General features: G+C 72.5%; 17 protein-coding genes. 9 read left to right on the top strand and 8 right to left on the bottom strand.

The window, feature by feature from the left end:
* Window positions 1-64 precede the first annotated feature (64 nt).
* From OHT74_RS13165 to OHT74_RS13180, 4 genes are all read left to right on the top strand, one after another.
* Window positions 65-1267: an NAD(P)-dependent malic enzyme gene (locus OHT74_RS13165; RefSeq protein ID WP_266996984.1), complete on the top strand. Its 1203-nt coding sequence runs from the start codon at window positions 65-67 to the stop codon at window positions 1265-1267.
* 455 nt (window positions 1268-1722) lie between these two features.
* Window positions 1723-2685 (top strand): zinc-binding dehydrogenase, encoded by a 963-nt coding sequence (locus tag OHT74_RS13170; RefSeq protein ID WP_053784639.1) that lies wholly within the window; start codon window positions 1723-1725, stop codon window positions 2683-2685.
* Window positions 2686-2752: 67 nt separating this feature from the next.
* Window positions 2753-2962, top strand: a complete 210-nt coding sequence (locus OHT74_RS13175) for a helix-turn-helix domain-containing protein (RefSeq protein ID WP_008741547.1) — start codon at window positions 2753-2755, stop codon at window positions 2960-2962.
* Window positions 2962-3522 (top strand): Clp protease N-terminal domain-containing protein, encoded by a 561-nt coding sequence (locus tag OHT74_RS13180; RefSeq protein WP_266663868.1) that lies wholly within the window; start codon window positions 2962-2964, stop codon window positions 3520-3522. Before OHT74_RS13175 ends, OHT74_RS13180 begins: the two co-directional genes overlap by 1 nt.
* 67 nt (window positions 3523-3589) lie before the next feature.
* Here OHT74_RS13180 and OHT74_RS13185 read toward each other — a convergent pair whose 3' ends face one another.
* The 4 genes from OHT74_RS13185 to OHT74_RS13200 all read right to left on the bottom strand — a co-directional run bounded on the left by OHT74_RS13185 (window position 3590) and on the right by OHT74_RS13200 (window position 6698).
* Complete coding sequence (locus tag OHT74_RS13185) at window positions 3590-4510, bottom strand: PadR family transcriptional regulator (protein ID WP_328620335.1); 921 nt, start codon at window positions 4508-4510, stop codon at window positions 3590-3592.
* 1 nt (window position 4511) lies between these two features.
* Window positions 4512-5426, bottom strand: coding sequence for a DUF4097 family beta strand repeat-containing protein (locus tag OHT74_RS13190; RefSeq protein ID WP_266663872.1), 915 nt, complete (start codon window positions 5424-5426; stop codon window positions 4512-4514).
* A gap of 104 nt (window positions 5427-5530) precedes the next feature.
* Window positions 5531-5710, bottom strand: coding sequence for a hypothetical protein (locus OHT74_RS13195; RefSeq protein ID WP_266663874.1), 180 nt, complete (start codon window positions 5708-5710; stop codon window positions 5531-5533).
* 55 nt (window positions 5711-5765) lie between these two features.
* Window positions 5766-6698, bottom strand: a complete 933-nt coding sequence (locus OHT74_RS13200; RefSeq protein ID WP_266663876.1) for a LysR family transcriptional regulator — start codon at window positions 6696-6698, stop codon at window positions 5766-5768.
* Between the two features lie 206 nt (window positions 6699-6904).
* On the opposite strand from OHT74_RS13200, the gene snpA reads away from it, so the two are divergent.
* Window positions 6905-7570 carry a snapalysin gene (gene snpA / locus OHT74_RS13205; RefSeq protein WP_266663878.1) on the top strand — a complete coding sequence of 222 codons (666 nt, stop codon included), beginning with the start codon at window positions 6905-6907 and terminating at the stop codon, window positions 7568-7570.
* 4 nt (window positions 7571-7574) lie between these two features.
* On the opposite strand, the gene OHT74_RS13210 is transcribed toward snpA, so the two are convergent.
* From OHT74_RS13210 to OHT74_RS13225, 4 genes are all read right to left on the bottom strand, one after another.
* Window positions 7575-7805, bottom strand: a complete 231-nt coding sequence (locus OHT74_RS13210) for a hypothetical protein (protein WP_266996972.1) — start codon at window positions 7803-7805, stop codon at window positions 7575-7577.
* Between the two features lie 71 nt (window positions 7806-7876).
* The gene (locus tag OHT74_RS13215; RefSeq protein ID WP_328620336.1) at window positions 7877-8500 is read right to left on the bottom strand and encodes a GNAT family N-acetyltransferase; all 624 of its coding nucleotides are present in this window, start codon (window positions 8498-8500) and stop codon (window positions 7877-7879) included.
* A 238-nt stretch (window positions 8501-8738) separates the two neighbouring features.
* On the bottom strand, window positions 8739-9791 hold the full coding sequence (locus OHT74_RS13220; RefSeq protein ID WP_266996969.1) for a family 2 encapsulin nanocompartment cargo protein polyprenyl transferase: 1053 nt from the start codon (window positions 9789-9791) through the stop codon (window positions 8739-8741).
* A 41-nt stretch (window positions 9792-9832) separates the two neighbouring features.
* Window positions 9833-11239 carry a family 2B encapsulin nanocompartment shell protein gene (locus tag OHT74_RS13225; protein ID WP_328620337.1) on the bottom strand — a complete coding sequence of 469 codons (1407 nt, stop codon included), beginning with the start codon at window positions 11237-11239 and terminating at the stop codon, window positions 9833-9835.
* Window positions 11240-11465: 226 nt separating this feature from the next.
* On the opposite strand from OHT74_RS13225, the gene OHT74_RS13230 reads away from it, so the two are divergent.
* The 4 genes from OHT74_RS13230 to OHT74_RS13245 all read left to right on the top strand — a co-directional run bounded on the left by OHT74_RS13230 (window position 11466) and on the right by OHT74_RS13245 (window position 15023).
* Window positions 11466-11945, top strand: coding sequence for an RrF2 family transcriptional regulator (locus tag OHT74_RS13230; protein WP_266996966.1), 480 nt, complete (start codon window positions 11466-11468; stop codon window positions 11943-11945).
* 120 nt (window positions 11946-12065) lie between these two features.
* Window positions 12066-13274 carry a globin domain-containing protein gene (locus OHT74_RS13235; RefSeq protein ID WP_328620338.1) on the top strand — a complete coding sequence of 403 codons (1209 nt, stop codon included), beginning with the start codon at window positions 12066-12068 and terminating at the stop codon, window positions 13272-13274.
* 152 nt (window positions 13275-13426) lie between these two features.
* Window positions 13427-14017 carry an N-acetylmuramoyl-L-alanine amidase gene (locus tag OHT74_RS13240; protein WP_328620339.1) on the top strand — a complete coding sequence of 197 codons (591 nt, stop codon included), beginning with the start codon at window positions 13427-13429 and terminating at the stop codon, window positions 14015-14017.
* Window positions 14018-14114: 97 nt separating this feature from the next.
* On the top strand, window positions 14115-15023 hold the full coding sequence (locus OHT74_RS13245) for a 1-aminocyclopropane-1-carboxylate deaminase/D-cysteine desulfhydrase (RefSeq protein ID WP_266663892.1): 909 nt from the start codon (window positions 14115-14117) through the stop codon (window positions 15021-15023).

Below are 15023 nucleotides of genomic sequence, written 5' to 3' on the forward strand. Positions count from 1 at the left end.
CCCGCCCACCCCTTAACCAGGTGTGGTCACCCTCAACGATTCAAAGACCTAAGGGGCCAAGAAAGTGGCAGCGGAGATCGTCAATCCTCGCAGCGACAGCGCGACGGACAACAACCCGGACGCGGTGTTCGCGCTGCACCGGGGCGGCAAGATGGCCATCCAGGCCACGGTGCCGGTCCAGAACAAGGATGACCTGTCCCTCGCGTACACGCCCGGCGTGGCGAAGGTCTGCAGCGCCATCGCGGAGCAGCCCGAGCTGGTGAACGAGTACACCTGGAAGTCCAACGTGGTCGCCGTCGTCACCGACGGTACGGCCGTGCTCGGACTCGGTGACATCGGTCCCGAGGCCTCCCTCCCCGTGATGGAGGGCAAGGCCATCCTGTTCAAGCAGTTCGGTGGTGTGGACGCGGTGCCGATCGCGCTCGCGACCAAGGACACGGACGAGATCATCGAGACGGTCATCCGCCTCGCTCCGTCCTTCGGCGGGGTCAACCTGGAGGACATCTCCGCCCCCCGCTGCTTCGAGATCGAGCGCCGGCTCCAGGAAGCCCTGGACATCCCGATCTTCCACGACGACCAGCACGGCACGGCGATCGTGACCCTGGCCGCCCTGCGCAACGCCGCGAAGCTGACCGGGCGCACGCTCGGCGACCTGCGCGCCGTGATCTCGGGTGCGGGCGCGGCGGGCATCGCCATCGCCAAGATCCTCGTGGACGCGGGCATCGGCGACGTCTGCGTCACCGACCGCAAGGGCGTCGTCTCCGCGGACCGCTCCGACCTGACGGACGTCAAGGCGGAGATCGCGGGCCTGACGAACAAGACCGGCCAGACCGGCTCCCTGGAAGCGGCCCTGAACGGCGCGGACGTGTTCATCGGCGTCTCCGGCGGCACGGTTCCCGAGGAGGCGGTGGCCTCGATGGCGAAGGACGCCTTCGTCTTCGCCATGGCCAACCCGAACCCGGAGGTCCACCCGGACGTCGCGCACAAGTACGCGGCGGTCGTGGCCACGGGCCGCTCGGACTTCCCGAACCAGATCAACAACGTGCTGGCGTTCCCGGGCATCTTCGCGGGCGCCCTGAAGGTCCGCGCCAGCCGGATCACCGAGGGCATGAAGATCGCCGCCGCCGACGCCATCGCCGGTGTCGTGGGTGACGAGCTCGCCGCCGACTACGTGATCCCGTCGCCGTTCGACGAGCGCGTCGCCGAGGCCGTTGCGGCCGCGGTCGCCGCGGCGGCCAAGGCCGACGGCGTGGCCCGCCTGGTCTGACCCGGCAGCAGCACAGAAGAGGGGCCCGGCCGGATGTTTCATCCGGCCGGGCCCCTCTTCTGTTGGGCACACCCTCCCCGCCCCCGAACCGGGAGGGGATGCTCCGCCTCAGCGCCTCGACGAAGCTGACGCTTCGTCAATGAGAATGCGGCCACAAGGTGGCAGGCTCATGACGAGCCGGGCGGCATGGCGTGAATATTACCGCCACTCGAGGCTTGATCCCGACGTTCCACTTCCCCCTCCAGGTCACACAAGACCGCACGTGGCACGCTTAGTTGAGCACGCAACGAATGGTTCCGCTCGCCCCCCGGACGGCCCAGTACGGACGCAGGAACACCCCCGTCCGGTTCCCGCCGACGGCCACCGATCCGTACGGGCGGCCGTGCGACGAAGGCCTCACCCACAGAGCCCCGGCAGGGCTGGCCCGCCGCGCTACCGGGCGGTAGCGTCGCGGCATGTTCGCTGCCTACGCCGCCCGAATCGACCGTGACCAGCCGCTGAGCGGCCTTGTGCTGGGCGAGCGCCCGGCCCCCGAGGCCCGCCCCGGCTGGGTGACCGTGAACGTCAAGGCCGCCTCCCTCAACCACCACGACCTGTGGTCGCTGCGCGGGGTCGGCCTCGGCGAGGACAAACTCCCGATGATCCTCGGCTGCGACGCCGCCGGCATCGACCAGGACGGCAACGAGGTCGTCCTGCACTCCGTGATCGGCCAGACCGGCCACGGGGTCGGCCCCGACGAGCCTCGCTCGATCCTGACCGAGCGCTACCAGGGCACGTTCGCGGAGCAGGTGACCGTCCCCGCCTGGAACGTGCTCCGCAAGCCCGCCGAGCTGTCGTTCGAGGAGGCCGCGTGCCTGCCGACGGCGTGGCTGACGGCGTACCGGATGCTGTTCACGAACGCGGGCGTGCGCCCCGGCGACTCGGTGCTGGTGCAGGGCGCCGGCGGCGGGGTCGCGACGGCCGCGATCGTCCTCGGCAAGGCGGCGGGCCTGCGCGTCTTCGCCACCAGCCGGGACGAGGCCAAGCGCAAGCGGGCGGTGGAGCTGGGCGCGGTGGAGGCGTACGAGCCGGGCGCGCGGCTGCCGCAGCGGGTGGACGCGGTGATCGAGACGGTCGGCGCGGCCACCTGGTCGCACTCGGTCAAGTCGCTGCGTCCGGGCGGCACCCTGGTCATCTCGGGCGCCACGAGCGGGGACCGCCCCGCGCACGCCGAGCTGACCCGGATCTTCTTCCTGGAGCTCAAGGTGGTCGGCTCGACGATGGGGTCCAAGGACGAGCTGGAGGACCTCCTCGCCTTCTGTGCGGCGACCGGGGTCCGGCCGGTGATCGACGAGGTCCTGCCGCTCGACCGGGCGCGGGAGGGCTTCGAGAAGCTGGAGGCCGGCGACCTGTTCGGGAAGATCGTCCTGACGGTGTAGGCGGAGACCCTCCCGTCGCGTCAACGGTGGTTGACACCGGCGTGCCCGTCAACCTAAATTGACAGGCATGACAGAAGCGACCGATCTCGCCGAGCGGGCCGGGGACCGAGACCCCCGCGTGGGCCTGCGTGCCGTGGCCGCGCTCCGCAGGCTGCTGGAGCAGCTGGAGGCCGTACAGGTACGCAGCGCCCGTGCACAGGGGTGGTCCTGGCAGGAGATCGCGGCCGAACTCGGCGTCAGCCGGCAGGCCGTACACAAGAAGCACGGGAGGGTCTGATGTTCGAACGCTTCACGCAGGACGCCCGGGACACCGTGACGGGCGCCGTGGCCGAGGCCCGCCGGGCCGGCGCCGCCACCGTCACCGAGGAGCACCTGCTCCTGGCCCTGCTGGACCGGGGCGCACTGGATCCGCTGGGCGTGGACCGCGCCGCGGTGACGGCCGACCTCGCCGCGGCCCGCCGCCGGGGCGGCATGTCCCGGGCGGACGAGGAGGCTCTCGCGGGCCTCGGCATCGACCTCACCGAGATCGTCTCCCGGGTCGAGGAGACCCACGGCGAGGGCGCACTGGCCTCGGCGGCCCCGCGCCGGCGGACCCTGGGCTCCTCGCTCCGCTCGGCGCTGGGCCGCCCGGAGCCGGAGAGCCGCCACGTCCCCTTCGCCCAGGGCGCGAAGAAGACCCTGGAGCAGTCCCTGCGCATCGCGCTGGGCCGCCACGACCGCCACATCGCCACCCTGCACCTGCTGCTCGCGCTGCTCTCCCGCCCGGGCGCGGCCGCCGAGGTCCTGGCAGACCACGGCGTCACGTACGCGGCGGCCGAGGCGGGCCTGGCGGCCTGATCCGCGGCCGGATCCCCAGGCTGATCCGCGGCCGGACCCCAGGCTGATCCGCGGCCGGACCCGCGACCTACCGCGGCGGCCGGAGCGCCTCCGCGAGGCGGTCCGCCGCCGCCGCGAGGTGGGCCCGGGCCTCGGCCAGCTTGGCCGGGGTGACGCCGTGGTCGCGGGCCGCATCGCGGACGTCGTCGCGGAAGCGGTCCAGCAGGCGGTCCAGGTCGCGGGCCGGGTCACCGGTGGGGGCGAGGTCCTCGGCCCAGTGCGAGTCCGCCGCCGCGGCGCCGGCGGTACCCGTACCGGCGCCCGTACTGCTCGTGCCGCTCGCGCCGCTCGCGCCGCCGATGCTGCCGCCGAGCCAGGTGCCGGCCAGATTGCCCAGCACCCCGCCCGACTTCGCGAACTGCTCCTGCAGCTGGCCCGCGATCCGCATGACCTCCTCGCGCGCCCGCTCCTGCGCCTCCTTGGCCTGACGGCGGGCCTGCTGGGCCTCCTCGCGGGCCCTGCGGCTCTCGTCCTTCGCCCGGCGCGCCTGCTCCTTCCACTCCTGCTTGGCCTTGCGCAGCTCCTCCTTGGCCGCCGCCCAGGACGCGTCCTCGACCGGGGTCGCCGTCGCGGAGGCCGCGGCCCGCATCTCGCGCCGCAGGGCGCCCGCCGCGCCCCGTACGTCGTCACGGATCTCGGCGGCCAGCTCGGAGACCGAGTCTCGGATCTCCAGCTCCAGGTCGGCGAGTTCACCGCCGCGGTCGGCCAGTTCGGCGCGGCCCGCCTCGGTGATGGAGTACACCTTGCGCCCGCCTTCGGTGGCGTGCGTGACCAGGCCCTCGGCCTCCAGCTTGGCCAGCCGGGGGTACACCGTGCCCGCGGAGGGCGCGTACAGGCCCTGGAAACGCTCCTCCAGCAGCCGGATCACCTCGTAGCCGTGACGCGGTGCCTCGTCCAGCAGCTTGAGCAGGTAGAGGCGGAGGCGGCCGTGGGCGAAGACGGGCGGCATGTCAGAGCACCTTCTTGTCGAGCACGAGGGGGGCGGCCGGGGCGTCGGCGGCCGGGCGGCGCAGCAGCGCGATGGAGCCCGAGACGGTGGTGGCCCGCAGGGTTCCGGTCCCGGCGCCGAGCGTGCCGGTGATCCGCTTGGCCGCGAACTGGCCGGAGACGAGCAGGTCCTCGAAGGCGTTGGAGACGCCGCCGGTGGCCGTGTTGGCCTCCACCCGCGCGTCGGCCGGGTGCGGAAGGCGGATCGCGACCTGCCCGGACACGGAGTTGAGGGAGATGTCCACCGGCCGCGGCTCGGCCGCGTCGAGGGCCAGGTCGATGAGCATGTCGCCGCTGACGGAGTCGGCGCGTACGGTGCCGCCGGCGCCGTCGACCACGGTCAGGCCGCCGGAGACGGAGTGGAAGCCGAGCCCGCCGGTGAGGGACTGGGCCTCGACGCCGCCGGAGACGGTCTTCGCGTTGACCTTGCCGGACAGGCCGACCAGCGTGATGTCGCCGGAGACCCCGCTGACGTCGGTGTCGGCTCCGATGCCGGAGACGACGGAAGTGGCGCTGACCGTTGCCAGCTGCACATGGGTGGCGGCGGGGACCGTGAGGGTGACGGTGGCCCGGCGCTCCCAGGCCTTGCGGCCGCTACCGGAGCGGGACCAGGCCTTCCAGGGCTTGCCCTCGAACCACTTCTTGAGGTCCTGGGACCCGTTCCAGGGCAGGTCCTCGTAGGACACGGTGAGGGTGCCGCCCTCCTGGACGACGTACAGCGGCGGCCCGTCGACCGCGGCCACCTCGAGGCGGGCCGGACCCTCGTCGGCGACGACGTTGACCGTGCCGCCGACGAGGCGGACGCGGAGCTCGGTCACCGGCTCCTCGAAGGTGAGCTTCTGCGGTTCGGCGACCGACCACGTCTTCTGCTCTGCCATGGTGCTGATCCTCCTCGGCGTACGGACACGGCACGCAACATATCGCGTCTTCTGGCTAACACGATATATCGCGGATGCCCGAAGTCAAGCGTCTCCTCCGGCGCTCAGCACGCGATGGGGTGACGTTCGAGGAACCGGGCCATGGCTTCGGCGACCGGCCGGGACTGCTCGATGCGGAGGAGGTGGCCCACGCCTTCGGCGACGTACTCCTCGACGTCGGGCACGTTCGAGCGGAGGAACCCGGCGACTTCGGCCCACAGCGGCCGGGTGTCGCCGCCGAGCACGGACAGCACCGGCCGGCGTGACGCGCATCGGCGCCGGTCAGCCCGCCATCGGCGGCTACGCCGCCAGGAGGGGGCTGGCGTGGTGGTGGAGCCAGGCGCGGTACGGCGGCGTGCGGAGGGCGGCTTCGCGGTAGGCCGCCCGGAGGTCCTCGAAGACCTCGGCATGCGCACCGGGCCGCGTGGCCAGCAGCAGCCGGACCGCGAGGGGGTCGCCGGACAGCGGCCGTATGGCCATGTCGTCGCGTGGCCCGGAGGTCGGCTGGCAGGGGGCCACCGCCTCGCCGGAGACGATCAGCGAGGTCGCGGTGTGGTAGTCGGCGTGCAGGACGGGCGGGTCCAGCCCGGCCCCGGCGAACACCCGGCGCAGGCCGTCCCATTCGCCGTCCACGGAGGGGTCGACCGTCCACCGGTCGGCCGCCAGGTCCTGTAACTCCACCACCGGCCGGCGGGCCGCCGGATGGTCCCGGGACATCGAGACGAACTGCGGCTCCCGCTCCATCAGGACCCGCAGCTCCAGCCCGGCCGGCACCCACAGCGGGCTGCCCTCCACCTCGTGGACGAACGCCACGTCCAGCTGCCCCGAAGCCACCATCCGCAGCAGGGCGTTGGCGGACACGTCCACCACCAGCGAGGTCTCGAAGTCCGGCATCCGGCGGTGGATCCGGCGCAGCCACCCCGGTATCGCCCGGCTGGCGGTGGAGCCGATGTTCAGCCGCGGACCGCGGGCCAGCGCCCGGGCCTCGGCGACGAGCGCTGCCATCTCGGCCAGCAGCGGGCGGGCCCGGCCCAGGACCGTGCGGCCGAACGGAGTGGGCCGGCAGCCGGTGCGCTCGCGCAGGAACAGCTCGCCGTCCAGGGCGCGTTCGATGCGGCGCAGCTGGGTCGTCAGGGAGGGCTGGCTCACGCCGAGCTGCCGCGCGGCTTTGTGCAGACTGCCGGCGTCGGCAATGGCGCACAGTGCGCGCAGGTGCCTCACCTCGAGCTCCATGAACCGAGAGTAGGCCGGTCCCAGCGGACCGCACCAGCCACTGATACCCCACCGAATCCCGCCATTCTCACGGAAGTTGACCTTCCGAAATCTCCCCGATAGGCCGGCGCTATCGGTGGCTGACATCATCCGCCGGCCGCTCCCGCTCCCGCAGACTCCGGTACCGAACGACCCACCCCCCACCGGATCGAGCAGGAGCCCCCCACATGCGCCACTCCCGTATGTCCCGAAAGGCCGTACTGGCCACCACCGTCGGCCTCGGCCTCGCGGCCGCCCTCGGCGTGGTCCCCAACGCCAGCGCCGCCCCCGCGCCCGTCGGCAATGCCGCGACGTACGCGGCGTACGAGGCCTCGCAGGAGAACCAGGACGCCAACCGCGCCTTCTTCGAGGCCGTGCAGCGCTCGGTCGCCGAGCAGCGCGCCGCGAACCCGGCCGTCCTCGCGGTGACCGTCACCTACAACACGCGCAACGCGCCCAGCTTCCGCAGCCAGATATCCCGCTCCACGCAGATATGGAACAGCTCGGTCTCGAACGTGAAGCTGCAGGAGGTCTCCTCCGGCGGGAACTTCTCGTACAACGAGGGAAACGACTCGCGCGGTTCGTACGCGAGCACGGACGGCCACGGCCGGGGCTACATCTTCCTCGACTACCGGCAGAACCAGCAGTACAACTCCACCCGGGTGACCGCGCACGAGACCGGCCACGTGCTGGGTCTGCCGGACCACTACTCCGGCCCCTGCTCCGAGCTGATGTCGGGCGGCGGCCCGGGCACCTCGTGCCAGAACGCCAACCCGAACAGCGCGGAGCGCTCGCGCGTGGACCAGCTGTGGCGCAACGGGCTGGCCGCGTCGGGGCTGGGCTCGAAGAGCTGACGAGCTAGGGCAGCTTTCCCACCTCGGGTACGTATTCCGCGCAGTCCGGGTTCCGGCAGGGACCCGGTACCCACTCCGGAATGAAGATCCCCAGCGCCTTCCGCCGCCGGATGACGGTGACGACGGGGCGCCCGCAGACCGGGCACGCGAGCTGTTCGTGCGCGGTCTGCGGGTCCACCGGCTCGGGCGGGTGCGGGTGGCGCCGATCCTGCTGTTGGTGCTGTTCACCGGCCATACCTCCACGGTAGGCCGGTTCCGCGCGTTCGGCCGGTTTCAGCGCTTGCGAAAGTGCGGCGCGAGCAGTGGTCAGCGCGAACGGGATGACGTCGCCCCCTGCGGCTTGCGCCACATCGGCCACATCAGCGGCCCCTCCGGCAGCTGCACCGCCTCACCCGTGAACTCCCAGCCGAGCCGTTCGTACAGCCCCTTGCTGCGCTCGCTGCTCGCCTCCAGGTACGCCGGCACGCCCTCGCGGTCGCAGCGCTCGAGCACCGGCCGCATCAGCTCGGTCCCGAGCCCCTCGCCCTGCCGGCCCGGGGCGACCGCGATCATCAGCAGGTACTCGTGCTCCTCGGCGGTCGGGTGCACCGCGCCCGTCAGCCTGCCGACCAGCTCGCACCGCTCGTTGTCGGGGTCGGCGACCGCGCGCATCTTCGCCGGGACGTCGTCCTCGGCGGCTTCCCCCTCCGGATCCCCGGCCGGGATCCGCAGCCACAGCGCCGCCGCCGAGCCGTCCACCGCGTAGTCGATCCGGCCCTCGGCCAGCGCCACGTCCACGAAGACGCCCAGGAACCTGCCGTGCACCGCGGCCCGGTGCTCCGGATCCGGGAAGACCCAGCTGCTGACCGGGTCGGTGCGGAAGGCCTCGTCGAGCAGCCCCGCCACCGCGTCCCGGTCCGACTGATCCGCCTGACGTATCTCCAGCGCCACTGGTCACACCCTTCGCTCACGTTTCAACTGCCGCGGGCGATCCTAGAGTTGGCGCCGGAACAGCGGAAAGCCCTGTTCCGGCACGATGCAGTGCCGGAACAGGGCTTGCGTAGGGGGCCTGCGTAGGGGGCCTGCGTAGGGGGCCTGCGTAGAGGGCTCGCGTGGGGGGCCTGCGTAGAGGGCTCGCGTGGGCAGCTTGCGTACGGGGCTCGGATACGGCCTTCTCCGCGCTACGGGCTCACCGGGTCCGCCGGGTGACGAACTCCGCCAGCGCCAGCAGCCCGCCCGCCGCCCCGAGGTCCGGCACGGCCCGGGACAGCAGCTGCACCGCCCGGCCCATCCGGTCCGCGGCATGGGCCTGCGCCCAGTCGCGCCCGCCGGCCCGGTCCACCGCGTCGGCGGCCTTCCGTACGTCGTCCTCGGCCATGGGACCCGCGTACAGGGCCGCCAGCTCCTCGCCGGCCGCAGTGCCCGAGGTGAGCGCGGCCACGACCGGGAGGGACTTCTTGCGGGCGATCAGATCGGCCCCGGCAGGTTTGCCGGTGTGCCCCGGATCCCCCCAGATGCCGATCAGGTCGTCGATCAGCTGGAAGGCCAGCCCGGCCTCCCGCCCGAAGGCGTCCATCGCATCGACCTCGTCCGGCCCGGCGCCGGCGTAGAGCGCGCCGAGCGCACAGGCGCAGCCCAGCAGGGCTCCGGTCTTGGCCGTCGCCATGGTCAGGCACTCGTCGAGCGAGACGTACGGACGCTGCTCGAAGGCGCAGTCCGCCTGCTGGCCGGCGCACAGCTCGATGACGCAGGCCGCTAGCCGCGCCGAGGCCTGCGCCGAGGCGGGGTGGGGATCCTCCGCGAGCAGCCGCAGCGCGAGCGCCATCATGGCGTCGCCGGTGATGATCGCGTCCGGTATCCCGAAGACGGTCCAGGCAGTGGGCCGGCCCCGGCGCTTGGTGTCCTTGTCGATGACGTCGTCGTGCAGCAGCGTGAAGTTGTGCGCGAGCTCCACGGCCACCGCCGCCCGTACCGCGCCTTCGGCCGTCTTGGCGTCCGGGCCCCGCAGGGCCTGGGCGGCGGCGAGCACGAGGGCGGGGCGGATGGCCTTGCCGGCGTTGCCCGCGGCCGGGGTGCCGTCCGCGTGCTCCCAGCCGAAGTGGTACATCGCCACGCGCCGCATCGACCCCGGGAGGTTCTCGACGGTGCGGCGCAGTTCCGGGTTGACCGTTTCTCTTGTCCGCTCCAGCAGGGCCGCGGCCTCCTGCCCCTCGCCGGTCGTGATCGCCTCAGTGGTACCCATGGCGTGTCCCCGATCCCCGGTCGTACTGCTCGGCCGGCCGCTCAGCGCCAGCGGGCGATCTCGACGTTCTCCAGGATGCCGAGCGCGTCCGGCACGAGCACCGCGGCGGAGAAGTAGGCGGTGACCAGGTACGAGATGATCGCCTGCTCGCTGATGCCCATGAAGCGCACCGACATGCTCGGCTCGATCTCGTCCGGGATCCCCGGCTGGTGCAGGCCGATGACGCCGGACTCGTCCTCGCCGGTGCGCATGCAGAGGATGGAGGTGGTGCGGGCGTCGCTGATCGGGATCTTGTTGGACGGGAAGATCGGCACCCCGCGCCAGGACGGCACCCGGTGCCCGTCGACGTCGATCGTCTCCGGGTACAGGCCGCGCTTGTTGCACTCGCGGCCGAAGGCGGCGATGGCCTTGGGGTGGGCGAGGAACAGCTTGGAGCCGCGCCGCATGCTGAGCAGCTGGTCCATGTCGTCGGGGCTGGGCCCGCCGTCGTGCGGCTGGATGCGCTGGTCGTAGTCGGCGTTGTGGAGCAGGCCGAAGTCGCGGTTGTTGAGCATCTCGTGCTCCTGGCGCTCGCGCAGCGCCTCGACCGTGAGCCGCAACTGCTGCTCGGTCTGGTTCATCGGCTGGTTGTAGAGGTCGGCGACGCGCGTGTGAACCCGCAGGACCGTTTGTGCAATGGAGAGTTCGTACTCGCGCGGCCTGGCCTCGTAGTCCACGAAGGTGCCGGGGAGGACGGCCTCGCCCCGGTGGCCGGCGGAGAGGTCGATCGCGGCCTCGCCGTACTTGTTCGTGCGCTGGGCCGGCAGGGCCCGCTGGGCCTCCACGTGCGCGCGCAGCGAGTCGACCCGGTCGGCGAGGAGCTGGAAGTCCTGGCGGGACAGGACGAGCGCGGTGCCGGAGGTGGCGGCGCGGGCGGTGTACTCCCAGATCGCCTCCTCGTCGACGAGGGAGTCCTCGCCGAAGTAGGCGCCGTCCGCGACGGTCCGCAGGACCGCGTCCTCGCCGTAGGGGCCGGGGCCGACCTGGTCGATGCGTCCATGGGCGAGCAGGAACACCTGGTCGGAGCCGCTCCCGAAGGAGGTCAGCTCCTGGCCGGCCTCGAAGTCGACCTGCCGGCACCGCTGGGCGAGCTCGGAGAGCACGTCCAGGTCCTCGTAGGTGCGCAGCAGCGGCAGCTCGCCGAGCTCGGCCGGGATGACCTGGACCTGGGTCCCGGTCTTGATGAACTCCACGCGTCCGTCGCCGACCGAGTAGCTCAGCCGCCGGTTCACCCGGTACGTGCCGCCCTGGACGGACACCCACGGGAGCATCTTCAGGAGCCACCGCGAGGTGATCTCCTGCATCTGCGGGGCGGACTTGGTCGTGGTTGCCAAGTTCCGCGCGGCCGATGTCCCGAGACTCCGCTGCGGTGTCTGGACCTCGGGTTCGGAACCTGCCTGGACCGACATGTGTTTCCCTTTCGATCACTCCATGGATCTGCGGGATGCAGCCTTTCAGTACGGAACGTGGTGGGACCATTACACAAAAGGGTGGGACTACTCCGTCCGGGCATGGGCACTCTTTGGAGTTCACCTCCTTCACTCGAGACCCCTCCCATCCCACTGGCTCCAGTCATCCGCCCCACCGACGGCTGCTTAATTTGCATACAAGATGCGAGTTTTCTAGGGTGGGGCCATGCGGCTGACCCGATTCACCGACCTGGCGCTGCGCGTCCTGATGCGCCTTGCCGTCGCGGACGCGGACCTCCCGACCACGCGCGACGTGGCGGCGACCATGGAGGTCCCGTACACGCACACGGCGAAAGTCGTCGCCAGGCTGCAGCACCTCGGCCTGGTCGAGGCGCGGCGCGGCCGCGGCGGCGGGCTCGCCCTGACCGCTGCCGGGCGGGCCGCCTCGGTGGGCGGGGTGGTCCGCGAGCTGGAGGGTGCGGGCGACGTCGTGGACTGCGACGGCACCACCCCCTGCCCGCTGCGCGGGGCCTGCGTCCTGCGGGGCGCACTGCGCCGGGCCCAGGAGGCCTTCTTCGCCGCGCTGGACCCGCTGACGGTGAACGACCTGGTGGCGGCACCCACCGGCCCGCTGCTGCTGGGCATTGCGGGCGGCCCGCCCGGGTGGACCGAAAGCCCGGCCGGAAGCCCGGCACAAAGCCGCTGAGCCGGGGGCAGGATGGCCGGTTCCCGCTGCGGGGCACCAACAGCCGAACGGGTGTACCCACGCCCAAAAATACGCATCTCAGATACCAATTCACAGAGAACGACCGACGAGGAGCTCCGGATGCTGTCCGAGAAGTCGACCGAGACCGTACGTGCCACCCTGCCCGCCGTCGGCGCGGCGATCGGCGACATCGCGGAACTCTTCTACGCGAAGCTGTTCGCGGCCCACCCGGAGCTGCTGCGCGACCTGTTCAACCGCGGCAACCAGAACGCCGGCCTCCAGAAGCAGGCCCTCGCCGGCTCCGTCGCGGCCTTCGCGACCCATCTCGTCGCCCACCCGGACACCCGCCCCGACGTGATGCTGCACCGCATCGCGCACAAGCACGCCTCCCTCGGCGTCACCCGCGAGCAGTACCCGGTCGTCCACCGCCACCTCTTCGCGGCGATCGCCGAGATCCTCGGCGAGGCGGTCACCCCCGGGGTGGCCGAGGCCTGGGACGAGGTCTACTGGCTGATGGCCAACGCCCTGATCGCCATCGAGGAGCGGCTCTACGCGGAGCAGCAGGTCCTCGCCGGCGACGTCTGGCGCACCTGGACGGTCGCCGCCCGCGTCGAGGAGACCGCCGACTGCACCACCTTCCACCTGGTCCCGGCGGACGGCTCCCCGGCCCCCTCCTTCAAGCCCGGCCAGTACGTCTCGGTCCAGGTCGAACTGCCCGACGGGGCCCGCCAGATACGCCAGTACAGCCTCTCCGCGGCCCCCGGCGCCCCGGTCCGCTCGATCACCGTCAAGCGGGTCCACGGCCCGGCCGCCGCGGGCCCCGACGGCGAGGTCTCGAACCACCTCCACGCCCGGATCGCGGCCGGCGACACCCTGCGGGTCTCGGCCCCGTACGGCGACCTGGTCCTGCGCGACTCCGCGGCCCCGGTCCTGCTCGCCTCGGCCGGGATCGGCTGCACCCCGATGCTGTCGATGCTGGCGCACCTCGCCGACACCGGGCACGCGGCCCCGGTGACCGTCCTGCACGCCGACCGCTCCCCCGCCGACCACGCGCTGCGCAGCGACCACCGGGCACTGACGTACAAGCTGTCCGACGCCTCGGCCCGTTTCTGGTACGAGGCCGGCGCCGAGCCGGGCGACGGCGAGGGCCGCCTCGATCTCTCGGACGTCCTGGTGGCCCCGGGCACCACGGCGTACCTGTGCGGGCCGCTCCCCTTCATGCGGGCCGTACGCGCACAGCTGCTGGCCAAGGGGGTCCCCGCCGCGGACATCCACTACGAGGTGTTCGGCCCGGACCTGTGGCTGGCGTCGGCCTCGGCCTCTGCGTAACTCCCGTGACGGGTGGGCCGGCCGGGACGAGTGTCCGGATCGGCTCGCTCACTGTACGAAGGCACTAGCCCGGAGGGACGGCCTCCACTACACCGGAGTGCAACGAGGTGGACACGCAAGGTGACCGCCACGCACCCGGAGAGGAGGCGGCCATGTCCGCACCCATGTCCGCGGACCGGTTCATCGGCGCGCTGCGGAACGAGGGTCTGACCGTCGTCGAGGTCGGCGCCTGGCGCACCCACAACCGCAACCACAAGGGCCCGTGGGGGCCGGTGAACGGAGTGATGATCCACCACACCGTCACGCACGGCACCAAGTTCACCGTCGAGCTCTGCCGTGACGGCGACGAGGACCTCCCCGGCCCGCTCTGCCACGGGGTGATCACCAAGGACGGCCGGGTCCACCTGGTCGGCTACGGCCGCGCCAACCACGCCGGGAAGGGCGACTCCGACGTCCTGGCGGCGGTGATCGCGGAGAAGCGGCTCCCGCCGGACCGCCGCGCGAACACCGACGGCAACCCGCACTTCTACGGCTTCGAGTGCGAGAACCTCGGCGACGGCGACGACCCCTGGCCGGAGATCCAACTCGACGCCATGGCCCGCGCGGCGGCAGCCGTCTGCCGGGTCCACGGCTGGACCGAGCGCTCGGTGATCGGCCACCTCGAATGGCAGCCCGGCAAGCCCGACCCCAGGGGCTTCACGATGGACGCGTTCCGCGCCCGGGTCGGCGAACGCCTGAAATAGCCGACCCCCGACCGACACCCCGTCGACCCTGCCCGCGCCCTGCGGGCAGGAAGTCGCCGATCCGGCCGTGGGCCTGCGAGCGGCGGACAATGGGTGGGTGAATCGCTCCCCCGACCCCGCCGCCGTCCTGCAGCCCCGGCCGCCCTCCCCGCTGCTGGAGGTTCGTGACGAGCGGTTCGGGCAGTACGGCGTCCGCCTGCTGCTGAAGCGGGACGACCTCGTGCATCCCGAGCTGCCCGGCAACAAGTGGCGCAAGCTCGCGCCGAATCTGCGGGCCGCCGTCGAGGGGGGCTTCCCGGGGGTGGTGACCTTCGGCGGGGCGTACTCGAACCATCTGCGGGCCACCGCGGCGGCCGGGCGGCTGCTCGGGATGCCGACCGCCGGGATCGTCCGCGGGGACGAGCTCGCCGGCCGGCCGCTCAACGACTCCCTGGCCCGGTGCGCCGCGGACGGGATGCGGCTGCACTTCGTCACGCGCTCGGAGTACCGCCGCAAGGCCGAGCCCGAGGTGCTGGCCCGGCTGCTGGCGGGGGCCGGCGCGGCCGGCTCGTACGTCGTCCCCGAGGGCGGCAGCAACGCCCTCGCACTGCAGGGGTGTGCGGAGCTCGGGCGGGAGCTGCGCGGCATGTCCGACGCGGTCGCGGTGGCCTGCGGTACGGGCGGCACGCTTGCCGGGCTGGCGGCGGGGCTGGCCCCGGGCCAGCGGGCGCTGGGCGTTCCCGTCCTGGCGGGTGAGTTCCTGGGGGCGGAGATACGTTCCCTCCAGCAGGCGGCCTTCGGGGGCCCGGCCGGGCTCTGGAGCCTGGCGGAGGGCTTCCACCACGGCGGCTACGCACGCGTCCCCGCGGTACTGGACGAGTTCGCCGCGGACTTCGAGGAGCGGCACGGGTTCCCGGTGGAGCGGATCTACGTGGCCAAGCTGCTGTGGGCCCTGGCGGCCCTCACGGAGTCGGGCACCTTCCCCCCGGGGACGACCCTGACCGCCGTCGTCACCGGCCGCCCGTAG

Source organism: Streptomyces sp. NBC_00354 (assembly GCF_036106915.1).
Lineage (GTDB): Bacteria > Actinomycetota > Actinomycetes > Streptomycetales > Streptomycetaceae > Streptomyces.